The sequence below is a fragment of the Comamonas sp. FG99 genome (assembly GCF_057808605.1).
In genome coordinates, this window is record NZ_JBMDII010000013.1 from 99,516 (window position 1) to 111,992 (window position 12,477).

At 68.9% G+C, this 12,477-nt stretch carries 10 protein-coding genes; 7 read left to right on the plus strand and 3 right to left on the minus strand.

All coding sequences use genetic code 11. The features are described 5' to 3' along the window. Window positions 1-50 precede the first annotated feature (50 nt). The 7 genes from ACODRX_RS11080 (at window position 51) to ACODRX_RS11110 (ending at window position 8,938) form a co-directional block, all read left to right on the plus strand. Window positions 51-1,745 (plus strand): sigma 54-interacting transcriptional regulator, encoded by a 1,695-nt coding sequence (locus ACODRX_RS11080; RefSeq protein WP_488871548.1) that lies wholly within the window; start codon window positions 51-53, stop codon window positions 1,743-1,745. Window positions 1,746-1,749: 4 nt separating this feature from the next. Beyond that, window positions 1,750-2,481 carry a GntR family transcriptional regulator gene (locus tag ACODRX_RS11085; RefSeq protein ID WP_488871549.1) on the plus strand — a complete coding sequence of 244 codons (732 nt, stop codon included), beginning with the start codon at window positions 1,750-1,752 and terminating at the stop codon, window positions 2,479-2,481. Window positions 2,482-2,667: 186 nt separating this feature from the next. Continuing rightward, window positions 2,668-3,609: a transcriptional regulator FeaR gene (gene feaR / locus ACODRX_RS11090; RefSeq protein WP_488871550.1), complete on the plus strand. Its 942-nt coding sequence runs from the start codon at window positions 2,668-2,670 to the stop codon at window positions 3,607-3,609. A gap of 105 nt (window positions 3,610-3,714) precedes the next feature. Beyond that, entirely contained in the window at window positions 3,715-5,199 is a 1,485-nt protein-coding gene (locus tag ACODRX_RS11095; RefSeq protein ID WP_488871551.1) for an aldehyde dehydrogenase family protein, read from the plus strand. A gap of 52 nt (window positions 5,200-5,251) precedes the next feature. Continuing rightward, complete coding sequence (gene tynA, locus ACODRX_RS11100) at window positions 5,252-7,558, plus strand: primary-amine oxidase (protein ID WP_488871552.1); 2,307 nt, start codon at window positions 5,252-5,254, stop codon at window positions 7,556-7,558. A gap of 16 nt (window positions 7,559-7,574) precedes the next feature. Then, a complete protein-coding gene (locus tag ACODRX_RS11105) occupies window positions 7,575-8,426 on the plus strand; it encodes a transporter (RefSeq protein WP_488871553.1) in 852 nt (283 codons plus the stop codon). Between the two features lie 20 nt (window positions 8,427-8,446). Next, on the plus strand, window positions 8,447-8,938 hold the full coding sequence (locus tag ACODRX_RS11110; RefSeq protein WP_488871554.1) for a cupredoxin domain-containing protein: 492 nt from the start codon (window positions 8,447-8,449) through the stop codon (window positions 8,936-8,938). A gap of 44 nt (window positions 8,939-8,982) precedes the next feature. Here the strand turns inward: ACODRX_RS11110 and aldA are convergent, their stop codons facing one another. From aldA to rhmD, 3 genes are read right to left on the minus strand one after another with little or no spacing between them, the layout of a single operon-like run. Continuing rightward, window positions 8,983-10,416 (minus strand): aldehyde dehydrogenase, encoded by a 1,434-nt coding sequence (gene aldA / locus ACODRX_RS11115; protein ID WP_488871555.1) that lies wholly within the window; start codon window positions 10,414-10,416, stop codon window positions 8,983-8,985. 29 nt (window positions 10,417-10,445) lie between these two features. Continuing rightward, entirely contained in the window at window positions 10,446-11,252 is an 807-nt protein-coding gene (locus ACODRX_RS11120) for an HpcH/HpaI aldolase family protein (protein ID WP_488871556.1), read from the minus strand. A gap of 10 nt (window positions 11,253-11,262) precedes the next feature. Further along, a complete protein-coding gene (gene rhmD, locus ACODRX_RS11125) occupies window positions 11,263-12,450 on the minus strand; it encodes an L-rhamnonate dehydratase (protein WP_488871557.1) in 1,188 nt (395 codons plus the stop codon). Window positions 12,451-12,477 lie beyond the last annotated feature (27 nt).

The following is a 12,477-nucleotide window of genomic DNA, read 5'->3' on the forward strand; positions in this document are numbered from 1 at the left end:
GCGGGTCAATCCGCATGGTCAATAACAGTGTTTTTATCGATAGTTTTGAGATGCCCACGCCCGCCCCAGCCCTGCCCTCCGATGCCGACCTGCGCAGCCTCGTGCGCTTTTCCACCGACGACGGCCTGATCTGGCTATCGGGCGAGCGCATGCTGCTGCTGCACTCGGCCTCGCTGGGCGCGCTGCGCCGCGAGCTGATGGACACCGTCGGCCCCGATCACACGCGCCGCCTGCTGCTGCGCGCCGGCTATGCCGCGGGCGGGCGCGACGCGCTGCTGGCGCGCCAGATCCGCCCCGACGCCAGTCCGTTCGAGATGTTCGCCGTGGGCCCCCAGCTGCACCGGCTCGAAGGCGCGGTACGCGCCACGCCCGAAATCTTCGAGATCGACGAGGCCGCGGGCCGGCTGCGCTGCACCGTGCGCTGGGACCACAGCTGGGAGGCCGAAGTGCACCAGCGCACCTGGGGCCCGCAGGACGCGCCCGCCTGCTGGATGCTGCTCGGCTATGCCTCGGGCTACACCAGCGCCTTCTTCCGCCGCCCGGCGCTGTTCAAGGAAGTCCAGTGCTCGGCCTGCGGCCATCCGCATTGCCTCATCGAGGGACGCTTCCTGCACGAATGGCCCGACGGCGAACTGATGGCGCGCGACTACGACCCCGACTCCATGCTGGTGCGCATCGACGAGCTGCAGTCGCAGGTCGAGGCGCTGCGCACCGGGCTGCAGCCCTGCGACGACCAGGGCCCGCTGCTGGGCCACTCGCGCGCCTTCCGGGGCGCGGTGGAGCTGCTGCGCAAGGCCGCGCCCACCCAGGTCACCGTGCTGCTCACCGGCGAGACCGGCGTCGGCAAGGAGCGCTTCGCACGCGCGCTGCATGCCATGAGCCCGCGCGCGGGCAAGCCCTTCGTCGCCATCAACTGCGCGGCACTGCCGGCCGAGCTGATCGAAAGCGAGCTTTTCGGCGCCGAAAAGGGTGCCTACACCGGCGCCAGCGCCACCCGCATCGGCCGCTTCGAGCGCGCGCACGGCGGCACGCTGATGCTCGACGAACTCGGCGAGCTGCCGCTGCCGGCGCAGGCCAAGCTGCTGCGCGTGCTGCAAAGCGGCGAGCTCGAGCGCCTGGGCGGCAGCCGCCCGACGCGGGTCGATGTGCGCGTCATCGCCGCCACCAACGTCGACCTGGAAAAGGCCGTCGAGGAAGGGCGCTTCCGGCGCGACCTGCTGTACCGCCTGAACGTCTACCCCATCCGCATCCCGGCGCTGCGCGAGCGCGTGGACGACATCGAGCTGCTGGCCATGCACCTGCTGCAGAAATACGCCGCGCTGCACGGCAAGCCGGTGGCCGGCATCAGCGACCGGGCGCTGGCCGCGCTGCGCGGCCACCGCTGGCCCGGCAACGTGCGCGAGCTCGAAAACCTGATGGAGCGCGGCCTCATCCTCACGCCGCCCGGCGAGCTGATCGACGTGGCCACGCTCTTTCCGCAGTGGAGCGATGCGGGACACAGCGGCATCGATGCGCAGGGCTACCTGGCTCCGGAACCAGCCGCCCCGGGCCACGGCAACGCGGGCGGACTCTACGACGCCATGCAGAGCCAGGGCCTGTCGCTGGAGGCGCTGGAGGACGGCCTGCTGCAGGAGGCCGTGCGCCGCGCCGGCGGCAACCTGGCGGCCGCATCGCGCGCCCTGGGCATGACGCGGCCGCAGCTGAGCTACCGGCTGTCGCGCATCCGCGAGCGCGCCAAGGAGTGAACGCATGGCCAAGAGACCCTTCATCCAGCGCCTGCTGATGCACGATGCCGAGATGCCCGCCGGCCATGCCTCGCGCACCCTGACCGAGCAGACCTATGCGGAGCTGCGCGCCGACATCATCGAGGGCCGGCTGCTGCCCGGCAGCAAGCTGCGCATAGAGCACTTGCGCCAGACCTATGGCGTGGGCGCGGGCACGCTGCGCGAGGCGCTCACGCGCCTGGTCAGCGACGCCCTGGTCACGGCCGAGGGGCAGCGCGGCTTTCGCGTCTCGCCGATCGCCATCGACGACCTGGAGGACCTGACGCGGCTGCGCGTGCACATCGAGACCCAGGCCCTGCGCGACTCCATACGCCATGGCGGCGACGCCTGGCGCGCCCAGCTGCGCGCCAGCTACGAGGAGCTGTCCTCCTTCGAGCAGCCGCTGTCGCGCGCCCAGCGCCGCCCCTGGGAAGCGATGAACCTGAGCTTCCACGAGGCCCTGCTGGCGGGCCAGCCCTCGCCCTGGACGCAGAAGGTGCTGCGCCTGCTGGCACGCCATGGCGAACGCTACCGCTGCTACGCGATGGACCTGCCCGGCATGACGCGCGACGTGCATGCCGAGCACACCGAGATCTTCGAGCTGGCCATGGCCGGCCAGGAGGCGCGCGCGGCCCTGGCGCTGGAGGCGCACATCTGCGCCACGCCGCACGAGCTGCTCAAGGCGCTGCGCGAGGGCCGGGTGGTACTGCCGGGCTAGGCCGCGGCCTAGCCGCGGCTACGCACAAACCCTGTGCCGGCGGGAGTGGTGCGAAAGTTCAGCCCCGCCTACAATTTTGCTTTTTTGCAGAGCCTGTTGCGCGCAGGCGCGGTGTGGTGTGGTGTGACATGGCGTAGCGCGCCCAGCCTGGTCCGATTTCTGCCGTAGCCGTGAAGGAGTGATGCCATGCTGCAGCCAGCGACCCCGGTTGCGGGTCTCGCGACTCGCGCCCAGCGCAGCGACGTCTTCGAGCAGTGGCTGGACGATGTCAATCGCGTCTGCGGGACATTCGGCGCCGAGCCCCTGGGCGAGCATTTCACCGGGCAGCTCAGCGACCGGGGCAGCGGCAGCCTGCGCGTGAGCCTGGCGACGCTCGACCAGCTCACGCTGTTCAAGGATTCATCGCATCTGGACTCGCGCGAGCGCTGCTTCTATGCGGTACTGCAATTGCGCGGCGCGTCGGTGGTGCAGCAAAGCGGGCAGGACACCAGCCTGGTGGCGGGAGACCTGACCCTGCTCGACGGCAACCGGCCCTTCCGGGTGCTGGTGCCGCAGCAGTCCTGCCAGGTTTCGATGCTGTTGCCCGCCCCCCTGGTCGAGCATGGGGCGCCCGGCACCATTGCCTGCGCCAGGCGCATCGACAGCCATCTCAGTTTTGGCAAGTGGGCCAGGCAGCTGGTGCTGGATGCCGCCGCGCAGCGCGAGCAGGAGCTGACGCTGGCGGAAGTCGAGGCACTGCAATCGGCCCTGATCAGCCTGCTTCGGCCGGCCATCTGCCCGATGCCGCTGGCAGAGATGGACAACCACGAGAAGCTGTACCAGCGCGCCTGCGCCTTCGTCCACGAACACCTGCGCGACGACGAACTGCTGCCCGAGCAGATCGCCCGCGCCGTCGGGGTTTCGGTGCGCGGCCTGTACCGGCTTTTCGCGCGCCGCAACGAAACCGTGAGCCGCTACATCTGGGACCGCCGGCTCGATGCCTGCGCCCAGGCGCTGCGCGGCAGCTCGGCCAGCATGACGGCCGTGTCGCTGGAATGGGGCTTTACCAACATCAGCCACTTCTCGTCCGCCTTCAAGGATCGCTTCGGGCAGTCGCCAAGCCAGTACCGGCACCAATACCGAAGCTGACACGCAACTTGGCAGGCACGGCCAAGCATCTGGCAGGAACAGCAAAGCACCGCCCAGCGCCCTCTCCTATGCTTGTTTCCCAACAACAGCATCAGGAGACAAGCCATGGAACTCTTCCCGCCCGGGCAGGAAGTGCAGTCCTTTCTGCGCCAGCCGCATGGTAGCTTCATCGAAGGCGCCAGCGTACTCGCCGGCGAGCCCCACCAGGTTCTGGACCCATCGACCGGACAGGCGATCGCCCAGGTGCATTTTGCCGACGGCAGCACCGTGGAGCAGGCCGTGCTGTCGGCGGACAAGGCCTTTCGGGACGGGCGCTGGAGCGCGCTGCGCCCGGCCGAGCGCGAGCGCATCCTGCTGGATTTCGCCACCCTGCTCGGCCGGCATGCGGAAACGCTGGCGCAGCTGGAGACGCTCAACCAGGGCAAGTCCATCCATGTCGCGCGCCTGCTCGATGTGGGCGGCTGCGTGGAGTTCATGCGCTACATGGCGGGCTGGGCGACCAAGATCGAGGGCCGCACCATGGATGTCTCCATCGCCTTGCCGCCCGGCGCCAGATTCACCGCCTATACGCGCCGCGAACCGGTCGGCGTGGTGGCCGGCATCGTGCCCTGGAACTTCCCGCTGCTGATCGCCGCCTGGAAGCTGATTCCCGCGCTGGCCGCCGGCTGCACCGTGGTGCTCAAGCCCTCGCCCGAAACCCCATTGACGGCCCTCTACCTGGCGCAGCTGGCGCTGCAGGCAGGCCTGCCGCCCGGCGTCTTCAACTTGCTGCCCGGCGGGGCGCAGACTGGCCAGGCCCTGGTGTCGCACCCCCTGGTGCGCAAGATCACCTTCACCGGCTCCACCCACGCCGGCCGCCAGGTCGGCCAGGCCGCGCTAGAGCGCATGGCGCGCTTCACGCTGGAGCTGGGCGGCAAGAATCCCATGCTGGTGTTCGAGGACGCGGACATCGCCCAGGCGGTACAGGGCGCGCTGCTGGGCGGCCTGACCAACTCGGGCCAGGTGTGCGCCGCGGCCTCGCGTTTCTTCGTGCACCGCTCGCGCCACCAGGAATTCGTCGACGCGCTGGCGGCCGCGGTGGCTGGCATGCGGATCGGCCCGGGGCTGGACCCGACCTCGCAGATCACACCCGTGGTCTCGCTGCGCCAGCAGCAGGCCATAGCGCAGCGGCTGGCCCAGGCCGCGCAGCAGGGCGCCCGCATCGTCACCGGCGGCGGCTTGCCGGATCGGCCAGGCTTTTATGTCCAGCCCACGGTACTCGATGGCGTGACACCCGGCATGGCGATTGCGCGCGAGGAAGTGTTCGGCCCGGTGCTGGCCGTGCTGCCCTTCGACTCGGACGAAGAAGCCGTGGCCATGGCGAACGACAGCGACTACGGCCTGGGCGCCAGCCTCTGGACCCGGGACCTGGGCCGGGCCATGAACCTGATCCCGCGCATCGAATCGGGCACGGTCTGGGTCAACACCCATGTGCTGATCGATCCGGCCATGCCGTTCGGCGGCGTCAAGCAGTCGGGCCAGGGGCGCGAGTTCGGCAGCGCGGCGGTGGAGTCGTTCACCGAAATCAAATCGGTCTGCATCGCCCACTGACGCCGCCGCCCGGCGCCGGGCCATTCCCACTACAACAACCGAGGAGACCTTCATGCACCATCCCATCCCTACGGCTGCGGCCATCGCCGCCGCCGCCCTGACAGCCGCCCTGCTGGGCAGCTCCCCGGCCCATGCCCATGGGGCCGCCGCCCACATGCAGCCCCTCAAGGAGGTGCTCAAGGACACGGACGCCACCGTGCGCTGGGATGCATTCGCCGGTGTCTACACGGTCTACCGCAACGGTGCGGTGGTGCGCATCAAGCCCGGCTCGCGCGAGGCCACGGTCAACGGCAAGCCGCTCAAGCTCAGCGTGCCGGTGGTGCAGCGCAAGGGCCAGCCCTTCGTCTCCGAAGAGTTCTTCAACGAAGTCTTCCAATCGGGGCTGGACCAGACCTTCCGGATCGAAACCAGCGCCAGCCCGCTCAACCCGCTGAGCGCGGCGGAGATCACGGCCACGGTCGACATCCTCAAGGCCAGCGGCCGGCTGCCCGAGGGCGCGCGCTTCACCGAAATCTCGCTCAAGACGCCACCCAAGCAGCAGGTCTGGGAGCAGGCCCTGAGCGGCAAGTCCGTCGCGCAGAGCCGCCAATCGGAATTCATCATCCTGCAAGGCAAGAAAGTGCTGGAAGGCGTGGTCGACCTGGGCGCGCGCCAGCTCGTCAGCCTCCAGGAAGTTCCGGGCGTGCACGGCATGGTCCTGCTCGACGATTTCATGGCGGTGCAGGAGATCATCGAGGCCAGCCCCGAATACGCACAGGCCCTGGCCAAGCGCGGCATCAAGAGCGCCAAGGATGTGGTGGCGAACCCGCTGACCGTGGGCTATTTCGGCGGCAAGGATGGCCTCAGGCATGAAGACCGGCTGCTCAAGGTGGTCAGCTACCTGAACGAAGGCACGGACGGCAATTTCTGGGCCCATCCGATCGAGAACCTCGTCGCCGTGGTCGACCTGGAAAAGCGCAAGGTGCTCAAGATCGAGGATGCGGGCGTCATCCCCGTGCCCATGGCCGCCACGCCGTATGACGGACGCGGCGCGCGCCGGCTGGCCGAGCCGCCCAAGCCGCTGCACATCAGCGAGCCCGAGGGCAAGAACTACACCATCACCGGCAACACCATCCACTGGCGCAACTGGGACTTCCATGTGCGCCTGGACCAGCGCGTCGGCCTGGTGTTCTCCACCGTCACCTACAACGACAAGGGCGTCAAGCGCAAGATCCTGTACGAGGGCTCGCTGGGCGGCATGATCGTGCCCTATGGCGACCCCGACGTGGGCTGGTACTTCAAGGCCTACCTGGACTCCGGCGAGTACGGCATGGGCACCTTGACCTCGCCCATGGTGCGCGGCACCGACGCGCCCGAGAACGCCGTCATGCTCGGCGCCACCCTGGCCGACTACACCGGCACGCCGACGCCGGTGCCCAATGCCATCGCGGTGTTCGAGCGCTATGCCGGCCCGGAATTCAAGCACAACGAGCTGCTGGGCGAAGCGCGCAACACCAGCGTGGAGCGGCGCGAGCTGGTGGTGCGCTGGATCAGCACCGTGGGCAACTACGACTACATCTTCGACTGGGTGTTCGCCGAGAACGGCACCATCGGCATCAATGCCGGCGCCACCGGCATCGAAGCCGTCAAGGGCGTGCAGGCGCGCACCATGCAAGACCCCACGGCCGCGCAAGACACGCGCTACGGCACGCTGATCGACCACAACATCGTGGGCACCACGCACCAGCACATCTACAACTTCCGCCTCGACCTGGACGTGGATGGCGAGGCCAACACCCTGACCGAGCTCGATCCCGTCGTCCTGCCCAGCCCGGTGGCCGGGCCGCGCACCAGCACCATGCAGACCACCACGCGCATCGCCAGCACGGAAAAGCAGGCGGCGCAGAAGTTCGACGCCTCCACCGTGCGCCTGCTGAGCAATACCGGCAGGCTCAACAAGATGGGCAATCCCGTCTCCTACCAGCTGATTCCCTACGCGGGCGGCACGCACCCCATCGCCAAGGGCGCCAATTTCGCGGCGGACGAATGGATCTACAACCGCCTGAGCTTCATGGACCGGCAGCTCTGGGTCACGCGCTACAAGCCCGAGGAGCGCTACCCCGAAGGCAAGTACTCGAACCGCTCCGACCGCGACACGGGGCTGGGGCAATTCAGCGCGGATGACGAGTCCATCGTCAACACCGACAACGTGGTCTGGCTGACCACCGGCACCACCCACGTCGCGCGCGCCGAAGAGTGGCCCATCATGCCCACCGAATGGGTCAATGTGCTGCTCAAGCCCTGGAACTTCTTCGACGAGACGCCGACGCTGGGCTTGAACCGCCCGGCCAAGGCCAGCCCCCAGCAAACCAGCCGATGAACGCAGGGAGACAAGCATGCGCATGACGATTCGCGCCAAGGCGGCTGTGCTTGCCATCGCCGGCCTGTGCGGCGCCGCCGCGCAGGCGGCCGGCACGCCCGACCCCGGCGACTATGCCCCCGCCCCCGCGGGCTCGACGGTGCTGGCCTTCTACGCCCAACAGGCGCGCGGCGGCAAGACCTATGCCCGAGGCGAGCTGGAGTCCTCGGGCCTGGGCCTGCGGCTGGATCTGGGCATTCTGCGCGGCATGCACTATTTCCAGGTGGCCGGCATGCCGGCCGATGTGGAAATCATCGTGCCGGCGGCGCGCCAACGCATATCCTCCATCGGCTACCGCGAGTCGGGCCTGGGCAACCTGGCGCTGGGCGCGACCCTCTGGCCGTTCTCGGACGAGGCCACGGGCCGCCATTGGGGCATTGCCTCCTACCTGAGCGTGCCCAGCGGACAAAAGCGCGACCAGGGGCTGGCCGTCAGCGAGAACCGCTATGCCTGGGACATCGAGACGGGCTACATCATGCCGCTGGGCCAATCGTGGTCGCTGGACCTGGTCGGGCAGCTCGAGCTCTATGGCGACGAGCGCGCCACCTCGGTCAGGCGCCGGCCCATGCTGCGCGCCTTCGCGCACCTGAGCTACCAGCTCGGCGAGCGCACCAGGCTGGCATTTTCCGTGCGCCAGACTGCGGGCATGAAGGAAACCCTGGACGGCGCCACGCTCATGGGCGCGCGCCGCGATACCAACCTGATGCTGACCTGGCAGCAATGGCTGAGCGAGGCCACGCAGCTGCAGCTGCAATACCAGCGCGACGTGCGGGTGCGCAACGGCACCCCCTTGCACGGCGTGCAATTGCGGCTGGTGCAACTGTTCTAGCGGAGGTGCATATGCAATGCATGGAACGACGAGCATTGCTCGGCATGGCGGCAGCGCTGTGCGCCGGCGCGGCCCGAGCCCACGAGGCCGGCCCGCATGCCGGCCACCACGCGCCGGCGCCGGCCACGGCGCAGCAGCAGCCCTGGGGCATTGCCGGCGATGCCAAGGCGGCCCGGCGCACCATCACGCTGCGCATGGGCGACGACATGCGCTTCACCCCCAGCCATTTCAGCGTGCGCCTGGGTGAGACGCTGCGGCTGCGCGTGCAAAACCAGGGCCGGCTCCTGCACGAGATCGTGCTGGGCACGCCCCAGGCCCTGGCCGCGCATGCCGAGCACATGCGCCACAACCCCGGCATGGCCCATGGCGAGGCCCACATGGCGCATGTGCCCGCGGGCCAGGCCGGCGAGCTGGTCTGGCGCTTCAACCGCGCCGGCCGCTTTGCCTTTGCCTGCCTGGTGCCAGGCCATTTCGAAGCCGGCATGCAGGGCAGCTTCAGCGTAGCGCCCTGAGTTTGCCTGCAGCCCGGGAGCGGGCGGGCGGCGCCGCCGCGCCCTCAGCCCTGCAGGTACACCACATGCGTATGGGTGTACTCGTACAGGCCGTGCTTGCCGTCGGCGCCACCCACGCCCGACTTGCGCACGCCAGCATGAAAGCCCTGCATGGCCTCGAAGTTCTCGCGGTTGATGTAGGTCTCGCCGAAGTCGATCTCGCGCATCGCATACATGGCCTTGGAGAGGTCGCGCGTGTAGATCGACGAGGTCAGGCCGTACTCGCAGTCGTTGGCCAGCGCCACTGCTTCCTCCAGGCTGTCGACCACCTGGATCGGCAGTACCGGGCCGAAGATTTCCTTGCGCATGATCTCCATGCCGGCATGGCAGTTCGCCAGCACCGTGGGCTGGAAGTGAAAGCCCGCGCCCAGGTCGGCGACCGCGCCGCCGGTCAGCACCTCGGCGCCGTCGGCGATGGCCTGGCGGACCTTGGCCTGCACGCTGTCCAGCCCCTTGCGGTTGATCAGCGGGCCCATCTCCACATCCGCCCGGGCAAGGGGGTCGCCGAAGCGCGTGGCGGCCATGGCAGCCGCGATGCGCGCCATGAATTCATCGGCCACCTTGCGCTCCACATAGACACGCTCGGCGCAATTGCAGACCTGGCCGGTGTTGATGATGCGCGAATCGCGGATGGCCTTGACTGCCAGCTCCAGGTCGGCATCGGCCAGCACGATGGCCGGCGCCTTGCCGCCCAGCTCCAGGTTGAGCTTGGTGATGTGGGGCGCGGCGGCGGCCGCGATGCGCTCGCCCGTGGCCACGCTGCCGGTGAAGCTGACCATGTCCACGCCCGCATGCCCGGCCAGCGCAGCGCCCGTGCCGCCTTGCCCGTAGACCACGTTGAACACGCCGGCCGGCAGCTCGCTCTGGGCCAGCAGCTCGGTGAAGGCGTGGCAGTTGATGGGCGTTTCCTCGCTGGGCTTGATGACGATGGTATTACCCGTGAGCAGGGCCGGCGCCATCTTGCGCGCGATCAGGAAGAAGGGGAAGTTCCAGGGCAGGATGCCCGCCACCACGCCCAGCGGCTTGCGCTGCAGGAAGATCTGCTCATTCGCGCGGTCGCTGGTGATGATTTCGCCTTCCAGGCGGCGCGCCCATTCGGCCATGTAGTCCAGGTAGTCGGCGGTGAAGCTGACCTCCACCTCGGCCAGCCCGAGGATCTTGCCCTGCTCCTGCGTGATGGTGCGGGCGATGCGCGGCGCGTGCTCGCGCAGCCTGGCCGCAATGCGGCGCAGGTGCTGGGCGCGCTCGATGGCCGGCTTGCGGGCCCAGGCCTTCTGGGCGCCGCGCGCGGCCGCGATGGCCCGCTCGACGTCGGCCGGCGTGGACAGGGGCGAGCGCGCCAGCAGCTCGCCGGTGGCGGGGTTGGTCACATCGTGCAGCTCGGCGCTGTCGCTGAAGGCGCCGGCGATGAAGTTGCGCAACACGGGAATGGGTGCCATGGATTCCTCCTTGGGGGCAATATTGGGAGTCAATAGGTTCGGGATGCGGGGGCAGGGGCCGTCTCGCCGCTCGCGCGGTAGCGCGCCAGGTTGGCCTGCGCGGCCTGGCGCAGCAGGCTGATGTCGATGGCCACTGCGATGAAGCTGCAGCCCCATGCGGCATAGCGGCGCGCATCTTCCTCGCGCGGCGCCAGGATGCCGCAGGCCTTGCCCTGCGCCCGCGTCGCCTCGATGGTGCGACGGATGCAGTCCTGCACCTCGCCCTGGCTGGCATCGCCCGCGTAGCCCATGCCGGTGGACAGGTCGGCCGGGCCGATGAAGACCGCGTCCACCCCATCCACCGCGGCGATGGCGGCGGCGTTCTCCACACCGCGGCGCGACTCGATCTGCACGATCAGGCACAGCTCCTCGTGCGCCGTGCGGATGTAGTCGGGCACCGCATCCCAGCGCGTGGCCCGGGTGAGGCCGCCGCCCACGCCGCGCATGCCGTGCGGCGGGTAGCGCATGGCTCGCACCAGGGCCTGGGCCTGCTCGGCGGTTTCGACCATGGGCACCATCAGCGTCTGCACGCCCACGTCCAGCAGCTGCTTGATGAGCACCGCATCGCCGCTGACCGGGCGCACCACCGGATGCGTGGCATAGGGCGCCACCGCCTGCAGCTGGCCCAGCAGCGTGGGCACGGTGTTGGGCGCGTGCTCGCCGTCGACCAGCATCCAGTCGTAGCCGGTGGTGGCGATGATCTCGGCCGCATAGGGCGTGGCAAAGCCGGCCCAGATGCCGTACAGCGGCTCGGCGCGGCGCAGCGCGGCCTTGAAGGGGTTGACGGGTAATTGCATGGCGGCTCCTTCAGTGCGTGTAGGGACGGTGCAGCGCGCATTCGGCGTTCAGCTCCACGCCAAAGCCCGGCTTGTCCAGCGCCGAGATGCGCATCCGGCCATTCACCGGCACCGGCTCGCCCAGCAGCTGTGGATGGAACATGGGCACGACCTCGTCGGCCTTGGGCGCCATCATCAGGAACTCGGCGAACGGACTGTTGTGGCGCGTGGCCACGAAGTGGTAGCTGTAGACGCTGGAGCCATGCGGGATGACCAGGGCCTGGTGCGCATCGGCCAGGGCCGAGATCTTGAGCAGCTCGGTGATGCCGCCACACCAGCCCACGTCGGGCTGGATGATGTCGCAGCAGCCCATCTCCAGCAGCATGCGAAAACCCCAGCGCGTGGCCTCGTGCTCGCCGGTGGTCACCAGCATGCCGGTGGGCACGTTCTTCCTCAGCGCCGCATAGCCCCAGTAGTCGTCGGGCGGCAGGGCTTCCTCGATCCACTTGAGGCCATATTCCTTCGCGCCCTGCGCCAGGCGGGTGGCGTAGTTCACATCCAGGCTCATCCAGCAATCGAGCATGAGCCAGAAGTCCGGGCCCACGCGCTCGCGCATGGTGGCCAGCTCCTGCAGGTTCTTGCGCAGGCCCTCCTCGCCCTCGGCCGGGCCGTGGTGCAGCGGCAGCTTGCCGCCGATGAAGCCCATCTTCTGCGCCAGGTCGGGCCGCGCGCCGGTGGCATAGAACTGCAGCTCGTCGCGCACCGCGCCGCCGAGCAGCTGGTGCACCGGCTCGCCGCGCACCTTGCCCAGCAGGTCCCACAGCGCCAGATCCACGCCCGAGATGGTGTTGATGACCAGGCCCTTGCGACCGTAGTACAGCGTGGACAAATACATCTGGTCCCAGATGCGCTCGATGTCGGTGACTTTCGCGCCTTCGAGGAAGCGCGCCAGGTGCTTTTCCACAATGTAGGCCGCGGGCTCGCCGCCGGTGGTCACGGCAAAGCCCACGTTGCCGGCGCTGTCCTCGATCTCCACCACCAGCGTGCCGAGCACGTTGATGCCGAAGCTGCGCCGGCTTTGCCGGTACGCCGGGTACTTGCCCATGGGCGTGGCGATGTGGTCGTCGATCCAGTGCCCGTCGGACTGGTCGTGGTAGTCGGCGCCGCCGCCCTTGAGCGTGAAGGCGCGCACATGCTTGATCGTGGGGCTGTTGTTCATGGAAATCATGCTCCGTTGCTAGGAAGA